At 71.7% G+C, this 20,334-nt stretch carries 17 protein-coding genes; 12 read left to right on the forward strand and 5 right to left on the reverse strand.

Annotated features, from left to right (window positions below; genetic code table 11):
• Window positions 1-316: 316 nt before the first annotated feature.
• The 8 genes from WG209_RS14185 (at window position 317) to WG209_RS14220 (ending at window position 10,997) form a co-directional block, all read left to right on the forward strand.
• Window positions 317-1,582 carry a DNA repair exonuclease gene (locus WG209_RS14185; protein ID WP_337175709.1) on the forward strand — a complete coding sequence of 422 codons (1,266 nt, stop codon included), beginning with the start codon at window positions 317-319 and terminating at the stop codon, window positions 1,580-1,582.
• Window positions 1,579-5,148, forward strand: coding sequence for an AAA family ATPase (locus WG209_RS14190; RefSeq protein WP_337175710.1), 3,570 nt, complete (start codon window positions 1,579-1,581; stop codon window positions 5,146-5,148). The genes WG209_RS14185 and WG209_RS14190 overlap by 4 nt, the downstream gene beginning before the upstream one ends.
• Before the next feature lie 16 nt (window positions 5,149-5,164).
• Window positions 5,165-7,375 (forward strand): GH32 C-terminal domain-containing protein, encoded by a 2,211-nt coding sequence (locus WG209_RS14195; protein ID WP_337175711.1) that lies wholly within the window; start codon window positions 5,165-5,167, stop codon window positions 7,373-7,375.
• Between the two features lies 1 nt (window position 7,376).
• Window positions 7,377-7,802 (forward strand): GNAT family N-acetyltransferase, encoded by a 426-nt coding sequence (locus WG209_RS14200; protein WP_337175712.1) that lies wholly within the window; start codon window positions 7,377-7,379, stop codon window positions 7,800-7,802.
• Window positions 7,799-8,362 (forward strand): PH domain-containing protein, encoded by a 564-nt coding sequence (locus WG209_RS14205; RefSeq protein ID WP_337175713.1) that lies wholly within the window; start codon window positions 7,799-7,801, stop codon window positions 8,360-8,362. The genes WG209_RS14200 and WG209_RS14205 overlap by 4 nt, the downstream gene beginning before the upstream one ends.
• Before the next feature lie 138 nt (window positions 8,363-8,500).
• Window positions 8,501-9,178: a MotA/TolQ/ExbB proton channel family protein gene (locus tag WG209_RS14210; RefSeq protein ID WP_337175714.1), complete on the forward strand. Its 678-nt coding sequence runs from the start codon at window positions 8,501-8,503 to the stop codon at window positions 9,176-9,178.
• Between the two features lie 65 nt (window positions 9,179-9,243).
• Window positions 9,244-9,681 carry a biopolymer transporter ExbD gene (locus tag WG209_RS14215; RefSeq protein WP_337175715.1) on the forward strand — a complete coding sequence of 146 codons (438 nt, stop codon included), beginning with the start codon at window positions 9,244-9,246 and terminating at the stop codon, window positions 9,679-9,681.
• Between the two features lie 287 nt (window positions 9,682-9,968).
• Complete coding sequence (locus WG209_RS14220) at window positions 9,969-10,997, forward strand: biopolymer transporter ExbD (protein WP_337175716.1); 1,029 nt, start codon at window positions 9,969-9,971, stop codon at window positions 10,995-10,997.
• Between the two features lie 13 nt (window positions 10,998-11,010).
• On the opposite strand, the gene WG209_RS14225 is transcribed toward WG209_RS14220, so the two are convergent.
• Window positions 11,011-12,381, reverse strand: a complete 1,371-nt coding sequence (locus WG209_RS14225; RefSeq protein WP_337175717.1) for a Gfo/Idh/MocA family oxidoreductase — start codon at window positions 12,379-12,381, stop codon at window positions 11,011-11,013.
• 243 nt (window positions 12,382-12,624) lie between these two features.
• Window positions 12,625-12,897 (reverse strand): hypothetical protein, encoded by a 273-nt coding sequence (locus WG209_RS14230; protein WP_337175718.1) that lies wholly within the window; start codon window positions 12,895-12,897, stop codon window positions 12,625-12,627.
• Window positions 12,898-13,534: 637 nt separating this feature from the next.
• Between WG209_RS14230 and WG209_RS14235 the strand changes: the two genes are divergently transcribed.
• On the forward strand, window positions 13,535-14,527 hold the full coding sequence (locus WG209_RS14235; RefSeq protein WP_337175719.1) for an aldose 1-epimerase: 993 nt from the start codon (window positions 13,535-13,537) through the stop codon (window positions 14,525-14,527).
• Window positions 14,528-14,645: 118 nt separating this feature from the next.
• Entirely contained in the window at window positions 14,646-15,164 is a 519-nt protein-coding gene (locus WG209_RS14240; RefSeq protein WP_337175720.1) for a hypothetical protein, read from the forward strand.
• Window positions 15,165-15,207: 43 nt separating this feature from the next.
• Here WG209_RS14240 and WG209_RS14245 read toward each other — a convergent pair whose 3' ends face one another.
• Window positions 15,208-16,680, reverse strand: coding sequence for a family 10 glycosylhydrolase (locus WG209_RS14245; RefSeq protein WP_337175721.1), 1,473 nt, complete (start codon window positions 16,678-16,680; stop codon window positions 15,208-15,210).
• A 133-nt stretch (window positions 16,681-16,813) separates the two neighbouring features.
• Here WG209_RS14245 and WG209_RS14250 point away from each other — a divergent pair, with 133 nt between their 5' ends.
• Window positions 16,814-17,176, forward strand: a complete 363-nt coding sequence (locus WG209_RS14250) for a metalloregulator ArsR/SmtB family transcription factor (protein ID WP_337175722.1) — start codon at window positions 16,814-16,816, stop codon at window positions 17,174-17,176.
• On the forward strand, window positions 17,173-18,048 hold the full coding sequence (gene arsM / locus WG209_RS14255) for an arsenite methyltransferase (RefSeq protein ID WP_337175723.1): 876 nt from the start codon (window positions 17,173-17,175) through the stop codon (window positions 18,046-18,048). The genes WG209_RS14250 and arsM overlap by 4 nt, the downstream gene beginning before the upstream one ends.
• Here arsM and WG209_RS14260 read toward each other — a convergent pair.
• Together WG209_RS14260 and WG209_RS14265 are read right to left on the reverse strand one after the other, a co-directional pair.
• Window positions 18,030-19,049 carry a nitrilase family protein gene (locus WG209_RS14260; RefSeq protein WP_337175724.1) on the reverse strand — a complete coding sequence of 340 codons (1,020 nt, stop codon included), beginning with the start codon at window positions 19,047-19,049 and terminating at the stop codon, window positions 18,030-18,032. The genes arsM and WG209_RS14260 overlap by 19 nt on opposite strands.
• Window positions 19,046-20,320 (reverse strand): hybrid sensor histidine kinase/response regulator, encoded by a 1,275-nt coding sequence (locus WG209_RS14265; protein ID WP_337175725.1) that lies wholly within the window; start codon window positions 20,318-20,320, stop codon window positions 19,046-19,048. Before WG209_RS14265 ends, WG209_RS14260 begins: the two co-directional genes overlap by 4 nt.
• Window positions 20,321-20,334: the final 14 nt, after the last annotated feature.

Consider the following 20,334-nt stretch of genomic DNA (forward strand, 5'->3'; position numbering starts at 1 on the left):
AAATCCTCGCCGATTGGCCTTCCCGGACAGGTGACAAAAGTACAATGTCGGTGTGTGGGCCGACGTTGGCGCGCCGCGCGACCTGCCTCCTCCCTCGCGGGGGGGGTGGTCGAGGACCGGGCGGGGGGGCGATCGCCGCCATATCCCGACCGGACCACGGCCTTGAAGTCCGCGGGCGTCGGTCGCGCCCCCTGATCCGCCCCCCCGGGGCACCTCCTCCCACGAGGGGAGGAGGGACGTCGTCGCCGGCCTCGCCCCGCAACGGGTGAGGCCGTCGGACGGTATCGCCCGCCCCCATGGACCGAGGGATCGCCCGATGAAGTTCGTCCACGCCGCCGACCTCCACGTCGACAGCCCCTTGCGCGGGCTGGAGCATTACGAGGGCGCCCCCGTCGAGCGCGTCCGGCTCGCGACCCGCGAGGCGCTGCGGAACCTGGTGGGCGTCTGCCTTGACGAGGGGGCCTCGTTCCTGGTCGTCTCGGGCGACCTGTTCGACGGCGACTGGAACGACTTCAACACCGCCCTGTTCGCCGCCGGCCAGATGCGCCGGCTGCGCGACCGCGGCATCCAGGTCCTGGTCATCCGCGGCAACCACGACTCCCGCGACGAGATGAGCTATCGCGTCCCCTGGCCGGACAACCTCCGCATCCTGGACTGCCACAAGCCGGAGACCGTCGTCCTGGAAGACCTCGGCGTGGCGGTCCACGGCATGAGCTTCCCCCGCCGGGAGATGACCGAGAACCTCGTCCCGCGATACCCGAAACCGATCAAGGGGTTGTTGAACGTCGGCCTGCTGCACACCAACGCGACCGGCTCGCTGGACCACGACAGCTACGCCCCTTGCTCCGTCAACGAGCTGGTCGCCAAGGGGTACGGCTACTGGGGCCTCGGCCACATCCACAAGCGAGAGATCCTGCACGAAGGCCCCTACGTCGTCTATCCGGGCAACACCCAGGGGAGGCACGTCCGCGAGACCGGCGCGAAGGGTTGCGTGGTGGCGACCGTCGCCGAGGGCGAGGTGACGGGGCTCGATTTCCGGTCCACCGACGTCCTGCGCTGGCGCCGAGAGACGATCCGGCTGGCGCCCGAGGACGGCGTCGACGAGCTGGTCGACGCGGCGAAGCTCCGATTGAGGGAGGTCGCGGAGGAGTGCGACGGCCGGCTCGCCGCCGTCCGGCTGGAGGTCAAGGGTCGCTGCCGCGCCCACCGCGAGCTGGGCGACGAGGCCCGTCGGCAGGAGGCCGTCACCGAGCTACGCGCCGCGCCCGGGGACCTCGGCGCCGACCTCTGGGTCGAGAAGATCAAGCTGGAGACCGACCCGCCGCTCGACCGCGAGAAGCTGCGCAAGGGCCGCGACGTTTTGGGCGACCTGCTCCGCTCGATCGATTCCACCGCCGACGACGAATCGGCCCTGCTCGACCTGACGAAGCACGTCCGCAAGCTGGCGAACAGGGTGGCCCTGGAGCTGAGGAACGAGGCCGACGGCGGCCCCGACTTCGACGACCCCGACCAGCTGAGGCGTTGGCTCCGCAAGGCCGAGGACGAGCTGCTCAACCGCCTGACCGCGGAGGCCCGATCGTGAGAATCCGCACCCTCCGCGTCGGCGCCTACGGCCGCCACAAGGACCTGGAGCTGGCCTTCGACGGCGACGGCGTCCAGATGATCCTGGGCCCCAACGAGGCCGGCAAGACGACCCTGCTGGAGTTCGTCCGCGAGCTGCTGTTCGGCTTCGCCGAGCGCTCGAAGTACGCCTTCGGCCCGGCCGCCAACGGCAAGATCGAGGGCTCCGCGTCCCTCGTCCTGGACGACGGCGCGGCCGTCGAGTTGCACCGTCGCAAGGGCCGCAAGCGCACCGTCACGGGCACCGTCGCCGGTCGCGAGGAGCCGCTGGACGAGGAGTCGTTCGAGGCCCTGCTCGGCGGCGCGTCGGAGGGCCTGTATCGTTCGGTCTTCGCCTTCGGCCTGGAAGAGCTGGCCGCCGGCGAGAAGGCGCTCTCCGAGCAGAGCGTGAAGGCCGTCCTCTTCAGCGTCGGGGCCGCCGGGCCGGCCGACCCGAAGAAGGTGCTGGATTCGCTGGACTCCGAGGCCCGCAAGATCTACACCGACGGCGCCCGCGTCCTGCCCGTCAACAAGCTCCTCACCGAGCTGACCGAGCTGTCCAGGCGGATCAAGGAGAAGAGCATCCGCTGCGAGAGCTACGAGCAGCGCCGTCGCGAACTCCTGGAGGCCGAGGCCGAGGCCGCCGCGCTGGGGAGCAGGCTCGTCGAGGCCGCGCGCGAGCTGGCCCGTCGCGAACGGCTGGCGAAGGCCCTGGCCCCCTGGCGCGAGCTGGCCGCGCTCCGCGGCGAGCGCGCCGGCCTCTCCGCCCCCGAGGGCTTCCCGGCCGACGGCCTGGAACGCTTCAACGCGCTGGAGAAGGAGACCGCCGACCAGATCCGGGAGCGCGACAAGAACCGCGAGGACGCCGAGACGGCCGCCCGCGACCTGGAAGCCCTGCGCTTCGACCCCCGACCTATCGAGCGCCGGGCGGCGATCGAGTCCCTCGCCCGGTCGATCACCGCCGTCCAGCAGGCCCGTCGCGACCTGCCCGAACACCGCCGCGCCCGCGACGCCGCGCTCCGCGACGCGTCCGACCGCCTGGCCGAGCTGGTCCCCGGCTGGACGCTCGACGACCTCCGCCGCTTCCGGCTCACCGCCGAGGCCCGCGAGCGCCTCGACCGCCTCGTCGCCGATCGCGACTCGCGGGCCAGGTCGCTCGACGCCCTCGCGCGCGACCGCTCCCGCGACGCCGAGGAGCTGGCCGACAAGCAGGCCGCGCTCCAGGCCCTGGGCGAGCCCGAGGACCCCGCTCCCTGGGCCGCCCTCCTCGCCGGGGTCGACGACTACAACGACGACGAGAGGGAATACCGTCGCCTCCGCAAGGAGCACCGCGACCTCCAGCGCCAGGCCGCGGACCTGCTCCCCCGGCTCGCTCCCCCGCTGCTCGACCCGACGCTCGACGCGGCCCGCCTCCCCGCCCCGCCGCGCGAGGCCGTCGCGCGGTTCGGGCAGGAGATCGACCGGATCGACCGCCGGATCGACGACGCCGAATCGGCCCTGGCGAAGGACGAGGCCGAGGCCGCCGCGCTCGACGGCGAGGTCGCCGCGCTGGCCGACCGCGACGGCGAGATCCCCTCGCGCGACATCCTCCAGGACATGCGCCAGGGCCGCGACGCCGGCTGGGCCCTGATCCGCCGGAAGTTCATCGACCACGAGGACGCCGAGGCCGAGGTCCGCGACTGGCTCGCCGAGCACACGGCCGACGCCGACCTCGTCGACGCCTTCCCCAGGTCCGTCGCCCGCGCCGACGAGTACGCCGACGAGCTGTTCCGCCACTCCAGCGCCGTCGCCAAGCAGGAGCGCCTGCACGCCCTCCGCGACCGCGTCCGCCGCGGCCGCCAGGCACTCGACGACCTGAAGGCCGACCGCGAGTCGCTCGACTCCCGCTGGCGCGCCCTCTGGTCGCCGTGCGGCTTCGCCCCCCTCGACCCCGACGCGATGTCGGCGTGGCTCGACCGCCTGGAAGACCTCCGGTCCCTCCAGGCGAGGCTCGCCGAGACCGAGCAGGAGGGGCGCTGCGTCAGCGAGCGGATCAAGGCCTTCGAGGCGCGCCTCGCCGCGATGGTGGGCCGCGACGCGGCGGCCGACGAGCTGATCGCCGCCGCCCGCCGCCGCGAGCAGGCCGCCCGCGACGCCGAGAAGTCCCGCGCCCAGCTCGCCGAGGACTGCCGCAAGCTCCGCGACCGGATCGAGCGCAACGGGCGCGAGGACGAGGCACGACGCGCCGAGTCGGCCGACGCCGACGCCCGGCTCGTCGCGCTCCTGGGCGAGCTGCGGCTGCCGGAGTCGTGGTCGCTGGAGCTGCTGGGCCGCGTGCTCCGGGGGATGGAGGGCGCCGCGAAGGATCTGAAGGCCGCCGATCATCGCGGCGAGCGGATCGCCGCCGACGAGGCGACGCTGGCCGCGTTCGACCCGGTCGTCGCCGCGCTGGCCGCCGAGATCGCCCCCGACCTGGACGGGCTCGAGCCCGAGCGCCTCGCCGACGAGCTGCAAGCCCGGCTCACCGCGAGCGTCGCCGACCGCGAGCGCCAGGCCGCGCTGGAGCGCGGCCGCGCCCACGCGCTCGCCGAGGCGTCGCGCCGCGAGGAGCGATTGACCAGGCTCGCGGCCGGGCGGGAGGAGCTGTTCCGGCTCGCGGGCGTCGAGACGGCCGAGGCCTTCCGCGCCGTCGCCGAGCGCGCCGCGGCCGTCGCCCGCCTGGATCGCGACATCGAGGCCAAGGGCCGCGAGTTCGACCTGATCCGCGACGCCGACCCGCGCGACGCCTTCATCGCCACGCTGGAAGCGTCCGACGCCGTCTCCCTGGAGGCCGACCGCGCCGAGGCCGAGGCGGCGCGCGACCGCTTGCAGGGGGAGAAATCCGCCGCGGACCAGGAGGTCGGCTCGCGCCGGCAGGCGCTCTCGGAGTACGAGCGCGGCGGCGGCGACGCGGCCGAGATCCTGGAGACCGCGGCCTCGCGCCGGAGCCAGCTCGCCGAGTTCGTCGACCGCTACGTCCCGCTGGTCTTCGCCCAGCACCTGCTGCGGCGGGCGATCGCCCGGTTCGAGCAGGACGCCCGGCCGATGATGCTCCGCGAGACCTCGCGACTGTTCGCCATGATGACCGACGGCCGATACGTCCACGTCGATCGCCCCGAGGACGACGAGGGCCGCCTCCAGGTGCGCCGCGTCGACGGCGAGATCCTGGAGCCGGACCAACTATCGGTCGGCACACGCGAGCAGCTCTACCTGGCCGTGCGCCTGGCCTACGCCCTGCACTATTGCGACCGCGCCGAGTCCCTGCCTATCGTGATGGACGACGTGCTGGCGAACTTCGACGACGACCGCTCCCGGCGCACCTTGCGGGCGCTGGGGGAGGTTTCCGGCAAGGCGCAGGTGATCTTCCTGACGTGCCACCCGCACGTCGTGGAGCTGGGCCGCGAGGTCTTCCCCGCGCTCCGCCCGATCACCCTGGCCGCGAACCCCGAGGCCGTCGCCCCCCCGCCCGCGCCGAAGGCCGGCAAGGGCCGCCGCCAGCCCACGCTCCTGGGCCTCTCCCCGTCCGATTGAACAGGATCACGCCGCGATGACCATCCCCCCCCGGATCGCCCGCCCGGCCGCGGCGCTGCTGATCTCCCTCGCCTGGCTCCCGGCCGCCTTCGCCGTCGACAAGGAGCTGCGCGACAAGACGCTCGTCGTCTGGGCGGCGCCCGCGGACCTGGAGCAGAAGGGGGGCGGCGCGCTGACCCTCCAGCGGCCCGGCGAAGGCTTCGATTCGGTCGTTTTCGGCGAACTGGCCCCGGCGCGGTGGATGGCCGGCAGCGAGTTCTTCCGCCGCACCCGCGCCGAGCAGTCCGCATGGCCCGCCGAGACGGCCGGCCCGGAGACCTTCGCGCAGATCGCCGTCGCGTACAGCGGCAAGCACGTCTCCATCTATCGGGACGCGAAGCTCTACGCCGAGTACGAGATGGACGGCGAGCCCGCCTCGTTCGACGACTCCAGCTTCGTCCTGCTCGGCCTGCGGCACATCGAGCTGGCGGTCGCCGGCCCGGTGTTCCGCGGCCAGGTCGAGGACGCGCGGATCTATCCCGTCGCGCTCGACGCCGACGCGCTGGCCGGGCTGAAGCCCGACCAGCCCTCGGACCCGAAGCCGCTGGCCTGGTGGACCTTCGCCGACGGCGAGGTGGAGGACGTCATGGGGACGTTCCCGACGGCGCGGCTGATCGGCGCCGCCTCGGTGGAGGACGGCCGGCTGCGCCTGGATGGCGGCTACGCCCTGGTCGGCAAGGGCCTCGGCCCGGCTCGCTCGCGCGAGACCGAGGACTGGCCGTCGTACCACGTCACCGCCCTGCCGAGCGAGGGCCTGGCCCGGCCCTACGACGCCAACGGCTGCATCTACTGGAAGGGCAAATACCATCTCATGTACATCTACCAGGATCCGAAGCTCCCCCACGGCGGCCACTCCTGGGGCCATGCCGTGAGCACGGACCTGGTCGACTGGACGTTCCTCCCGCCGGCCCTCGTCCCCGCCCCCGAGGATCCCGACGTGGGCATCTTCAGCGGCAACGCCTTCATCAACCGCGACGGCGTCCCCATGCTCTGCTGGTTCGGCGTCGACGCCGGGGTCTGCGTCGCGACGGCCGAGGACGACGACCTGATCCGCTGGAAGAAGCACCCGAACAACCCCGTCATCCCCATGCCCAAGGAGGGGGAGCCCGGCCACGGCGTCTACACGGTCTGGGATCCGTACCTCTGGCTCGAAGGCGACGACTACATCTGCCTGCTGGGGGGGAACAAGCTCCCCAACGGCAAGGACACCCTCTACGCGATGAAGTCGAGGGATCTCGTCGCGTGGGAGCCGATCGGCCCGTTCTTCGAGCACCCCGACCTCGCCTGGACGACCGACGGCGAGGATTGCTCCTGCCCCGACTTCTTCAAGCTCGGCGACAAGCGGGCCCTCCTGTGCATCAGCCACAAGGTCGGCGGCCGGATGTACATCGGCCGATATGAGGACGGGCGGTTCCTCCCGGAGAAGCACGTCCGGATGAACTGGCCCGGCGGGCAGTTCTTCGCCCCGGAGAGCCTGCTGGACGACAAGGGCCGGCGGATCGTCTGGGCCTGGGTGACCGACCCGCGGACGCTGCCGACGCAGCAGGCCACCGGCTCCGGCGTCCAGAGCCTCCCGCGCGTCATCGACCTGGACGCCGACGGCAACCTGACCATCAAGCCCGTCGCCGAGCTGGAGCGCCTGAGGCGCGATCCGAGGACCGTCGCCGACCTGTCGTTCGCCGCCGAGACCGCGCTGCCCGGCGTGCGAGGGGACCGGATGGAGCTGGCCATGGAGATCACGCCCGGGTCGGCCGAGGAGGTCGTGGTCTCGGTCCGCCGGACGCCCGACGGGTCGGAGACCACGGCGATCGTCTACCGGCCCGGTTCGAGGACGCTGGCGATCGACTGCTCGAAGTCGACGACGCGCGAGGACGTCGTCTACACCGTCGGCCCGCTCGACACCGGCGGCATCCTCCGCGGGGCCGACTACAAGCGGCCGAAGGATAGCTTCGAGGCGCCGCTGGAACTCGCGCCCGGCGAGCCGCTCCGCCTGCGGATCTTCCTGGACGGGCCGATGCTGGAGGTCTTCGCCAACGACCGCCAGTGCCTCACGCAGCAGGTCTTCCCGGAGAGCCGGGAGGCGCTCGGGGTCTCGCTCGCGGCGAAGGGGGGGACGGCCTCGGCCTCCGCGATCCGCGCCTGGGACATGGCCCCCGCGAAGTTCATCGACCGCAAGGGGGGCCTTTGACGTGGCGTTGACGTATCAACTGGAGTCGCATCCCGCGATCACCCCGGAGGAGTTCGTGGACGTGCTGACCCGGTCGACGCTCGCGGAGCGGCGGGCGGTCGACCGGCCGGACGCGATGCTCGGGATGCTGGAGAACGCAGACGTGATCGCCACCGCGCGAGACGACGGCCGACTCGTCGGCGTGTCTCGGGCGCTGACGGATCGACACTTCTGCACCTACCTTTCGGACCTGGCCGTGGACGTCGCCTACCAGGGCAGGGGGATCGGCCGCGAGCTGATCCGGTTGACGCACGAGGCGGCCGGACGCCATACCACCCTGATCTTGCTGGCCGCGCCGAAGGCCCGGACGTACTACCCCCACATCGGCATGGAGCCGCACGACTCCTGCTGGGTCATCCCCGCCGGGCCGCGGCCGGAGGCGTCATGACGGCCGAGACCGACGACACCCCGCTGCTCGTGGCGCGAGCGACCCCCGTGCCGCGGCAGTTCCGGCTGGTGGGGGGGATTCATAGCATCGCCATCGCCCTGTTCGTCGGCGCCCTCGCGCTCATCGCGCTGAAGTTCGCCGCCGACGCGGCCCGAGGAGTCGCGAGCGACGGCAACTTGCGGTTCGCGCTGGCGTGGTCGGCCGTCGCGACGGCCACGGCGTTCTTCGCGCTGCTGGCGCTGCATCATCGGGCGCTGATCGGCGCGAGGTCGCGGACGGCCTACCTCGTCTTCGCCGACCGGGTCGAGATCCGGCGCGACGGCTCGCCCCGGCCGCTGGCCGTCATCCCCCTGGCGCGCGCGATCGCCGTCGAGAGCTGGACCGGCCCGTTGCTCCGGCCGGGCGGCCTGGCGACGCTCACCATCGTCGAGGAGGGGCCGCCCGACCCCGCCGGCCGCCGCCGGCACGTCTTCCACCCGCTGCCGAACGTCGCCGAGCCCGAGGCCGTCGCCGAGGCGATCCGGTCGCGCCTCGGCGGCCGGCCGCGCCCGTCTGGGTGACCATGCCGTCGATCGGCCGATCGCGCGACGGCGTGCTTGCCTTCGCCTAATGGCGTCGGTCACAATGTCCATGCGAGGCGAGTCCGCCCCGAGGGGCGGGGCGGGCGCGGCCGAGCCGGGCGAGCGGGGCGGGCCGACATGAGCGTCACGGGCATCATCGATGTGTTCGCGTATGTCATCTACGGGTCGCTGGCCCTCCTGGCGGTCTGGGGCGCGTACATATCCATACTCCTGTATCGGACCCTCCGCAAGAAGACCATCCGCGACCCCGCCCCCCTGATCCTCCAGGTCAAGGAACTCTGCGAGGCCAGGAAGTTCGACGCCGCCATGAGCGTCTGCCAGAGCCCGACCTACTGGCACACGGCGCTCGCGCAGCTCATCGCGGTGGCGCTGAAGAACCGGGCGAAGGGGCTGGCGAAGGTCAAGCAGCTCCTGGTCACCGAGTTCCACACGGAGGTCGTCGCGGAGATGGAGAACCGGCTGGGCTCGGTCTCGACGATCGTCCGGCTGGGCCCGCTGCTGGGTCTGCTGGGGACGGTGGCGTCGATGATCGCGGCGTTCGGCCGGATCGGCAGCTCGGAGAAGGTGAACCCGAACGCCCTGGCGTCGGACATCAGCCTGGCCCTCTGGGCCACCGGGGCGGGGCTGCTCATCGCCAACCCGATGATGCTGATCGGCAACGACTTCCACGCCCGGCTCCGCCGCCTCCGCGACCGCACCGAGAAGCAGTTGCAGGAGGTCCTGGATGTGATGGAGACGACCGAGCCGCAACGCGCCGCGGCCGAGCGCCCGTCGAAGCCGGCGGCCTCGCGCTGAGGCGTCCCTTCGCCGTCGACCTCCCTTCCGATCCGATCCTCCCCTGACCCGATCGGGCGACCCCCATGCTGCTGAGACGCGACGAGGACGAGGAACGCGACGAGCACATCGACATGACCCCGATGGTCGACGTCGTGTTCCAGCTCATGACGTTCATGCTCTTCTCCTCGCAGATGACCGGCGGCGAACTGGTCGACGTCCCCCCCGCGCGGCACGGGGTGGGGGTGGAGTCGAACGAGGCCACGTTCCTGACGCTGCTGGAGCCGCAGGCCCCGGGGGGCGAGCCCCAGCTCCTGCTCGGCCACGGCTCGGGCCCCGCCGCCACGATCGACCAGGCGAAGCGGGCCGTCGACGAGGCCGTCAAGGAGGGGATTCACAAGGTGATCCTCCAGGCCGACGGCGACGTCCCCCACGGCAAGGTGCTGGAGGTGGCCGCCGCCGTCTCCGAGGTCGAGGGCGTCACGGTCCACGTCGGCGTCCAGGAACCGGGGGGCGGGCCATGATCCATCGAGACGGCGCTCGGCCCGGTCGGGAAAGACGTCCTTCCCCCCTGGAGGGGGAAGACAGACTCCGGAGGAGTCAGATGAGGGGGAGCCCGCCCGCCGAGCGCCGGAGATCGGGGCACGGCCCCGGCCGTCGGCCGGGGAAGGCCCCTGCATTATCCGGAAGTCGTGCCGCCCGTCCCCCCCTCATCCGGCCCTCCGGGCCACCTTCCCCCTCCAGGGGGGAAGGCCGTTCTTCGTCGCTTCGCGCGGATAGGTCCGCGCCCCGGAACGGACGGGCCTGAATCATGTCGCTCTGGGACGTCTTCCATTCCGACCGCCTGGAACTGGCACGGGGCCTGTCCGCGGAGGAGATCCGCGCGGGCCTCGCCGCCGGGTCGATCCGCGACGACGACCTCGCGCGCCCCTCGGGGACGTCCGACCCCTGGGCCCGCGTCGTCGAGATCACCGAGCTGCTCGCGCCCGCGGCGCCACCGCCCCCCCCGGGCGCGGGCGCCGACGACCTCTCCTTCCCGGTCTTGCCCGAGCCGTCTCCCCCCGCGCCCATCGCTTGGGACTGGGAGACCGAGGACGAGACCGAGGATGAAGACGATTTCGAGGACGCGCAAGACGAGGAGGAGTTCGAGGACGACTCGGAAGAGCCCCCGACGCCCTCCGTCTCGTCGGACCTCTTGCCCGACTGGGAACTGGGCGAGGACGACCTTGAGCTGGACCGGCCAGAAACGGGGAGCCGGGTGAACCTACCCGCGGCCCGCTCGCGCGACTACGACGAGCCGGTCTTCGTGGACGAGGAGGAAGACGAGGAAGACGGCGGCGTGGTCTCGCTCCGCCGCGCCGGGCCGCAACGGGTGGAGGAGCTGGACCTCGCCGCGATGGTGGACGTGGCGTTCCAGCTCGTCCTGTTCTTCCTGGTCACGGCCACGACCGTCCTGTACAAGTCGCTGGAGATCCCGAAACCGTCCGGCGAGGCCCCGCCCGAGGCCGTCGCCCAGGGGCGGAACCGGACGCTCGACGACTTGCGGGAAGACTACATCCTCGTCGAGATCGACCCGGAGGGCCGGATCCAGGTCGATCGCGAGCCCGTCGCCGCGGACTTCGGGGAACTGGCCGAGCGGCTCCGGTCGGCCCGCGAGGTGACCAACCGTACGACCATGCTGCTGTCGGCCGACTTCTCCACCCCGCATCGGAACGCCGTGATGGCGTATGACGTGGCCAACGAGATCGGCCTGGGGATCGCCATCGCCAGGCCCGTCGCCCCCGCCGGCCCCCCCCCGGCGCTCCGCCCGGCGGCGGCCCCGAAGGGGGAGGGGGCGTGAGGGCCCGGGTCGCTCAGCCCAGCGACCAGCCCGCGCGGTACTCGCGGCGGATCAGCGGGTCGGCCTCGGGGGCGTTGGTCGCCTTCAGGGCGGCGGCGTCCCAATCCAGCTTGCGGCCGACGCGGTAGGCGACGTTGCCCAGGTGGTTGGCCTCGGTCAGCCAGCCGGCGTACTCGAAGTTGCAGGTGGTCGGCGCGCCGGTCTTGCAGGCGTGGATCCACTCCGCGTGGTGGCCGATCGACGACGGGATGGTCGGCTCGGGCCGCTGGTAGTCGCTGAACTGGTCCTCGGGGAGCAGGACGTGGCGGCCGTAGTCGGACAGCAGCATCCCCTGCTCGCCGACGAACAGCACGCCGCTGTCCCATTTGGGGATCGCGCCGGAGGTCCAGGGCTCGGGCTTCATCGCCCCCTGATACCAGGTGAGCGTCAGCGCCGGCTGATCGTCCCTGGCCTGGTACTCGTAGACCGCCTTCATGCTAGCCGGGGCGATCTCGGGATGGGCGGGCGGGCCGAACGCCTCGATCGTGCTGGGGGCCTTGAGCTTCAGGGCCCAGAACGGCAGGTCGATCCAGTGGCTCCCCAGGTCGCTCATCGTGCCGTTGCCGAAGTCCCACCACCGATACCATTTGGGGCCGGGGAAGTAGACATCGTGGAACGGCCGCGCGGGGGCGGGGCCCAGCCATAGCTCCCAGTCGAGGCCGGAGGGCACGGGGGACGAGCCGGCGGGGCGGTCGGTGACGGAGACGATGTCGCCGTTGGCCTTCGCCTCCTCGGGGGATTGGAGGCCCCAGGCGCGGCCGACCCACACATGGACCTCCTTCACCGGGCCGATCGCCCCGGCCTGGATCAGCTCGACGACGCGGCGGTAGTTGTCGCCGGCGTGGATCTGCGTCCCCATCTGGGTCGCCACCTTGGCCTCGGCGGCGGCCTCGCGGATGCGCCTGGCCTCCCAGACGTTGTGGGTCAGAGGCTTCTCGCAGTAGACGTGCTTGCCGAGCTGCAAAGCCGGCAGGGTGGCGAAGGCGTGGGTGTGCTCGGCGGTGCTCACGACGACGGCGTCGTACCCCTTCAGGTCGTCGAACAGCCTGCGGAAGTCCTTGAACTTCCGGGCCTTCGGATGCGACCCGGCGGCCCGCTCGACGGCCTCGTCGTACACGTCGCACAGTGCGACGACGTCCTCGGAGGAGACTTCGGCCAGGTTGCCGGCGCCACGCCCGCCCACGCCGATGCAGGCGATGGCCAGCCGCTCGTTGAGGTTGCGACCTCGCACGACGGCCGGGGCCGCGAACGCGCCCAGGGCCGCCGCGACCGTCGCCTTGTGGAAGTGGCGTCTCGACAGGGACTTCGGCGTCGTCCCCCGCGTCGGGGTCGATTCGTCGGACATCGCGCAACTCCTCGGTTCGCGCCGGGCGCTACCCGATCCGGCGACGCTCGCCGGTCTCCGGGGCGCATGGCAGAGCATCGCCCATCCGGGGCCCCGAAGCAAGCGCCGCGACGATGGCGATCCAGGCGTTCGCGATATGTCGAGCCCGGGCGACGCGCCGTGGGGGAGAGGGCGGGAGCGTCGGTCGGGCGAGGCGGGGGAGGGACTGGGCCGGAGCGAAAATGCCGCCGCGGCCGGGCCGTTTCAGCGGACCAGTTGGAGCTGCGTGGCGGCGATGAAGCCGTTGAGCATCCTGCGCCCCAGGGCGCGGACGGGGCTGCCGTGGCAGATGTTCTCGCTCAGGTCTTCCAGCCAGCCGTCGTCGGGCACCAGCGACGCCTTGGCCTCGACGAACACCAGCTCCCGGGGGCGGCCCTTGGGCGCGACCTGGAGGACAACCCGCGTCGATCCGTCCCCGCCGCGCGGCTCCACCCAGGAGTCGATGATAGCCCCGTTGACTTCCAGGACGGATTCCATACGCGGTTCCTCCTCTCGGGTGAGACCGGCCGTTCCTTCGACCCGTGACATGGTCATCTCACGATTCTTTCCGCGACTGACCACATCCATCATAGCAGTCTCCAGCGTCCCGTCAACCTGGACTCGGCGAGATCCGCGTCGTCGGGTGAACATTCCGGGCCAGGGTCACGGCCGGTATCGGGACGACTCCAGCCAACCGAGATATAATGTCTGTACGCCAGCATTTGTGGTGCCGGGGAGGCAGGCTGGGTGACTTTTTTCATCTTCGCCGCCCGAGCCGGTCATGGAGGCGGCGTCGGGTCGCGCGACGGCACACGTCTCGTTTATGAATGCTTACCATGTGCGGGTGTGTGGAAGCAACTTCTTTCGCTGGCGTCTTACTAAATAATTCAGTGGCACCGCCACCGGGAATGGATGGTTTGGATCTTAGTTTTGGCTTTATTGGGCCGCGCTGGCGGCCGTCGGGGGCTGTTACGAGGCCATCCCGACTTATTTTTCGCTTGGCCGCGAGATCCCGGCGCGTGACGATCAAGGGGCGCGACGCGCCAGTTGGTGGGCGGAGGTTACAAGAGGCCGACCCCTATCGTAAATTTGGGCGGTGATGACGCGCCGATAGGTCGAGCACCGGGAGGGGGCCGTGGGATTTCGCGTGGACGTGGAGAAGCGGAACGGCCGGGACATCCACACGTTGAGGGACGACGTGTCGGGGGCGTCGGCGTCCGTCTTGCCGTCATACGGCTTCAACTTGTTCGATCTCCGGCTCCCGGTCGCGGGGGAGGTCCGGCCGATCGTGGTCGCGGCCCCGGATTTCGCCGAGAATCCGCGCGGGGCCGGGGGGAACGGGACCCCCATCCTCTTCCCCTTCCCGAACCGAATTCGCGGGGGCGAGTTCACCTTCGAGGGGAAGAAGCACGCCATCCCGGTCAACCACGGGGCCAACGCGATCCACGGATTCGCGATCGCCGCCCCCTGGGACGTGGTCGAGCACAAGGCGACCCCCGACGCGGCGGTCATCGAGGGCCGATTCCAGCTCTCGGTCCACGCGCCGGAGAGCATCGACCACTGGCCGACGGACGCCCTGGTCCACGTCCGCTACGAGCTGGCCGGGCGGACGCTGACCATGACGACGACCGTCTCCAACCCCACCGCCGAGAATCTCCCCTACGGGTTCGGCATCCATCCCTACTTCCGGCTGCCGTTCCCCCCCGGCGGCGACCTGGAGCGGACGAAGATCATCCTGCCGGCCTCGCGGTACTGGCTGCTCCGGGATTTCCTGCCGACGGGCGAGGTCTCGGAGATCTCCGGCCGGCTGGACTTCCGCAAGGGCCAGGCGATCCGCGGCCTGATGCTCGACGACGTGCTCACCGGCCTGGAGCACGTCGACGGCGAGGGCGTCTGCCGGCTGGTCGACGAGGAGAAGGGGGGCGAGTTCCAGCTCGCGTTCGACCGATCGTTCCGCGAGCTGGTCGTCTACACGCCGCCGGGAAAGGAGGACGTGATCGCGATCGAGCCCTACACCCAGGCGACCGACGCGATCAACCTGGCGTCCCGGGGGATCGACGCCGGCCTCCGGGTCCTCGGCCACGGCGAGCAGGACGTCCTGAAGCTGGCGATGCGGACCGTCGGCTGAATCCTCGTCGGGCCGGATGGCGGCTCCCCTTGGCCGGGCCCGGGGGCGGCGGTTATCCTGAACGTCGAACCGCCCGCGAAACCCGCCCACCGATCGCCACATCAAAGAGGATTCGCCCATGGAGGCGCCCGCCGATCCCGATCACGGCCCCGCCGACGTCGACGCCATGCGGCTCGACGTCCTGCGCCGGGCCGTCGACGTCTACCTGAAGGTCGCCTACCCGTCGGGCCAGTATCCCGAGAGCGTCCGCCGCCGGACCAACTGGGCCGAGGGGGTCCCCCCCCACGAGCTATTCGCCAGGCCGCCGTTCGAGCGCGCGGGCAAGGCGCAGGGGAGCCAGGCCCCCATCTTCGCCCTGCGGCTGGGGAACCAGCGATACCCGCACATGAAGCTGCAACTCCAGCCCTGGAACAACGCCGAGGGGATGATGCTCTCGGTCAACACGCACGACCAGATCGCCGGGCTGGACATCGCCGCGGCGGACGTCGACGCCTTCCGCCGGCTCCAGGCCGAGAACCAGCAGCTCAAGGAGGCGGTCGAGCGCGCGTGGGAGGCCGAGGGGCTCCCCACCTTCCTCAACTTCCTCCGCGAGTACATCGAGCAGCGCGGCGGGGGGGAGCCGGGCGAGCCCGAGTGAGTAACCTCGGGCCCGCCGCGAGTGCCCGTCTCGGGTCGTCGGGTCAGGGCGTCGGGGCCTCGGACGACGCCGACGGCCCGGCGACGCCCGCGCGGCTGATGGGCGTGACCACCACGGCCTCGGCCCCGTTGCGGGACTGACGCAGCGGCGTCCTCGACGCGGCGACGATCCGCGTCGTCCAGTCGTCCCCCCGGCGAGTCTGGATGACCCAGAGCCCGTCGGCTTCGGGTTCGGGAGAGACCACGATCTTGTTGTCGGTCACGATGACGGTCGGCGGCTTGGGCGCCTCGCCCTCCAGCCAGGGCGAGGCCGGGACCAGCGCCGGCTCCCGGAAGAGGCCCTCGGCGAGCGTCGTGGCGAGCCCCTGGCGGTCCTGTTGCAGCACCTTCTCGCTGAACAGGACGACCCCGCCGCCGCCGGGCGTCTCGCGGACGATCTTGATCTGGTTCAGGATCTCGTCGACCTCGTAGCCCTCGCCGGGCCTGGCGCCGATCCGGCTGATGGAGAGGCCGGGCCACATGTGGCGGCCCTTGTCGTTGATGGACAGCCAGTAGTTCAGCAGCGGGCGGAACGGCTGGCCGGGGGCGTCGATCTTCCAGTAGAGCTGCGGCGACCAGTAGTCGATCCAGCCGGACTTCAGCCAGGTCTCGGTGTCGGCGTAGAGCTTGGCGTACTGGTCGAAACCCTTGACCCCCTCCGGCTTGTTGGGGCGCGGGATGCCGAACGGGCTGATGCCGAACAGGACGTGCGGCTTGGCCCGCTTGATCTCCTCGTACAGCGAGCGGATCATCCGGCTCATGGTCTCGCGACGCCAGTCGGCGCGGGCCTCGGGGCCGCTCCCCTTGGATTCCGCGCGGGCCCACGAGGCGTCGTCGGGGAAGTCGATCTCGGCCTTGGTCTCCGGGTCGGCGACGGGGTAGGGGTAGAAGTAGTCGTCCAGGTGGACGCCGTCCAGGTCGTAGCGACGCACCACGTCCAGCACGACGTCCAGCGTCTGCTTGCGCGCCTCGGGCTCGCCGGGATCCATCCACAGGAGCCTGCCGTACTCGCGCACGATCTCCGGGCGGGCCTTGGAGACGTGCGACGCGGCCGTCTCGTACCTCGCCCCGGCCTGCTTGGCGCGGAAGGGGTTGAACCAGGCGTGGAGCTGGATCCCCCGGGCGTGCGCCTCGTCGATCCAGAACTGGAGCGGGTCGTAGTAGGGCTCCGGGGCCTTCCCCTGCTCCCCGGTGAGGTACGACGACCACGGCTCGATCTTGGAGTCGTACAGGGCGTCGGCCGCCGGGCGGACCTGGAGTACGACGGCGTTGAAGTTCGACTTCGCCAGCCGGTCGAGGATCGCGCGGGCCTCGTCCTGCTGGACGTTCGTCGGCAGGCCGGGCTTGCTGGGCCAGTCGATGTTCTCGACGGTCGCGACCCACGCCGCGCGGAACTCCCGCGCGACGGGGGGCGGGGCGGGGGCGTCGGGCGGGGCCGCGGCCAGGATCAGGCCGGCGAGCAGGACGGCGGTCGGCATGGAAGCCTCCGGATTGGTCGGGACGAGAAATGGTGTCGGCCACCGATCATAGCACGCCCCGTCGAGAGCCCCGTCTTGACACAATTACACTGTGTGGTGTAATTGTGGTGGAGTCCAAGGGAGGGCCGATTCCATGTCGAAGGCGAAGCCGGTGGTGCTGGAGGGCGGGGCCTGTTCGGCCCGCACGGCCTTGGCGGATCGACAGCTCCTGTCGTTCGTCGAGGCGGTCAAGGTGACGGCGCTGTTCAAGGTGCTGGCGAACGACACGCGGATCCGGATGCTCCACCACCTGATCCGCGGCGAGTCGTCGGTGACCGAGCTGGCGAAGGCGCTGGGGATGCGGTCGCAGGCGGTGTCGAACCAGCTGCAGCGGCTGTCGGACACCGGGGTCGTCACCTCTCGGCGAGAGGGCAACAACGTCTTCTACCGGGTGACCAACGAGTGCGTCGCCCCGCTGCTGGATCTGGCCCTGTGCTTGATGGAGGACGAGAGATGAGCGACGCGATCCGGGACCTGGTGCGCGAGAAATACGGGGCCATCGGCGCGGGGGGGCTGTCGAGCCGCCACGACGGCGCGCGGGCGGTGGCCGAGGCCTTCGGCTATACGGCGGAGGAACTGGCGTCGATCCCGGCGGAGGCCAACATGGGCCTGTCGTGCGGGAACCCGACGGCGACGGCCGGGCTGCGGCCGGGCGAGGTCGTGGTCGACCTGGGATCCGGCGGCGGGCTCGACGTGTTCCTGGCGGCGCGGAAGGTCGGGCCGACGGGCCGCGCGATCGGCGTCGACATGACCCCGGCGATGCTGGAGCGGGCCCGCGCCGGCGCGGCGAAGGCGGGGCTGTCGAACGTCGAGTTCCTGGAGGGGACGCTCGACGCCCTGCCGCTGCCGGACGCCTCGGTCGACTGCGTGATCTCGAACTGCGTCATCAACCTGGCGACGGACAAGCCGGCCGTCTTCCGCGAGATCGCGCGGGTGCTCAGGCCCGGCGGGCGGGTCGCGGTCTCGGACATCGCCCTGAGGAAGCCGCTGCCGCCGGAGCTGGCGGCCGACGCGATGGCCTACGTCGGGTGCATCGCCGGGGCCGTGCCCATCGCCGAGTACGTGGAGGGCCTGGAGGCGGCGGGCTTCCGCGACGTGGCGGTCGTGGACGGCGGCAAGGATCTTAACGCCTACGCGCTGGTCGAGGGCCAGGCCGGTTGCTGCGCCCCGGCGGCCCCCGCGGCGGGCTCGTCGCTGAACGTGGTCGAGGAAGCCTGCTGCTCGCCAGCGGTCGGGAATGACGTCCACGGCGGGTTCGTCGAGCTGGCGTCGCGGTACGACCTCAACGAGTACGCGGCCAGCGTGCAGGTCTACGCGATCAAGCCCTGATCGGGGCGGTCGCCCCCCGCGCGGGGGATGGGACGCTCCACCGCCGCGCGGGAGAACCGCGCGGCGCGGGGGTCCAGCTCGTGGCCGAGGGGCTTGGTCAACAGGCCGTAGAGCTCGGGGCGGCGGCCTCGGATCCAGCGCCGGCCGGTGCAGAGGGGGAGCAGGTCCAGGTCCAGGTCGGCGACGACCAGGCGGTCGCGGGCCTCCCAGGTCTCGGCGAGGATGCGGCCATAGGGATCCAGGATCATGGCGTTGCCGGTGCGGACCTCGCCGGCGTCCTCCCCCACGCCGTTGCTGAACAGGACGAACAGGCCGTTGTCGTGCGCCCGCGACGGCAGCCAGCGGAGGAGCCACTCCCGCCCCTTCGGCCCGCGGAACTCGGCCTCGATCGCCGCCGGGTCGGCCTCGCGACGCTCCCAGAGGGCGGGGTCGATCGGCCCCATCGCGTGCGGGCTGCGCGAGTCGCAGCCGCCGGTCTGGTGGGGGGCGATCAGGATGTCGGCGCCCATCAGCGCCGTGACGCGGACGTTCTCGACGATGTTGTTGTCGTAGCAGATCAGGACGCCGGCGCGGACGCCCCATGGGGTGTCGAAGACCGTGTACTCGCCCCCGGCGGAGATGTGCTCGCTCTCGAACGCGTGGATCTTGCGATGCCGGTGGACGGCGCCGTCGGGCATGGCGACGGCGTAGGCGTTGAACAGCCGGCCGTCCGGGGCGCGCTCGATCAGCCCGGCGCCGACGGCCATGTCGGCGCCCTGGGCCAGGGCCCGGAGGCGACGGACGGAGGGGCCGTCGGGGATCGGCTCGGCGAGCGCCTCCAGCCCCGCGCGGTCGAGCTTCGTCGCGTGCCAGTAGCCGGTCAGGCACATCTCCGGGAACGCCAGGATCTTCACGCCGAGCGCCCGGGCCTCGGCCGTGAACCGCTCGACGACCCCCAGGTTGTACCCCTTGTCGCCGGGACGATGATGGAACTGGACGACGCCGCAGGTGATCGTCTTCATGTCGCGTCGGGCCGGGGTCGTCGGCGGGGGAGGGTGAAGGCGAAGATGGAGCCGCATCCGCCGTCGCCGCCGCCATCCTGGGCGGGGCTGTAGGCCTCGACCCGGCCGCCGTGGAGCTCGACGAAGGTCTTGACGAGGCAGAGGCCCAGTCCCATCCCGCGCTTGCCGAACTGGTAGTCGCCGGACGAGTGGTGGAGGGTGTCGAAGCCGGTGAAGAACGGTTCGAAGAGGAAGCGGCGGTCGACGGGGTCGATCCCCTTGCCGCGGTCGTGGACGGAGACGCGGATCGCGTCGGGGTCGTCGGGCGCCTCGCGGGCCTCGACGCGGATCGTCATGCCGTCGGGGGTGAACTTGACGGCGTTGACCAGCAGGTTGAGCAGGGCGTCGTGGATCTTGTCGGCGTCGCACTCGACCGGCCCCAGGTCGGGGGCCGCGAGCACGTCGACGCGCTGGCCGCGCTTCTCCAGGTAGGGGGCCAGGACGTGCACGGCCTGGGCGATCAGCGGGGCGATCTCGACGGGGGCGACCGCCAGGGGCTGGTCGAAGCTCCGGCCGCCGACCAGCTTGAGCATCCGCTCCACGGTCCTCGCCAGGCGGCCGGCGGCGGCCCGGATCCGGTCGACCCACTCCACCTCGGCGGGCGTGGCGGTCGGCGCCTGCGACATCTTCCACAGGTCGGTCAGCCCGCGGACGACCGTGACGGGGGTGTTCAGCTCGTGGCTGGCGACCTCCAGGAAGGCGCCCTTGAGCCGGTCGGCCTCGCGGAGCCGGGTGTTGGCGGCCTGCAATTCGGCCACCAGGCGGTTCTTCTCCACGATCAGCTCGTGGCGCTCGACGGCCTGGCGGATCACCAGCTGCAGCTCGGCCGGCTCCCACGGCTTGGCGATGTAGCGGAAGACGTGCCCCTCGTTGATGGCGGCCACGACCGTGCGCAGGTCCGCGAACGCCGTGAACAGCAGCCGGGTCGTCTCGGGCCGGATCTCGGCGGCGCCGCGGAGCAGCTCCACCCCGGTCATGCCGGGCATGCGCTGGTCGGAGAGGATCGCGGCGACCTCGGCGTCGGAGGCGAGGTAATCCAGGGCCTCGGCGCCCGAGCCCTTGAGGACCACCTGGAACTCCAGGCGGAGCAGGTCGTAGACCGAGCGCCGGACCTGCTCCTCGTCGTCGACGACCAGGACGACGGGCCTGCGCCGGGCGCGCGTGGGGATCGAGCCGGGCCCGTCGGGGGCGGGGGGCGTCGTCGGCTCGGGGCGGGTCGGGGTCGTGACCACCGGCGTGGCTCTCC

The sequence above is a fragment of the Paludisphaera sp. genome (assembly GCF_037189885.1).
GTDB lineage: Bacteria > Planctomycetota > Planctomycetia > Isosphaerales > Isosphaeraceae > Paludisphaera.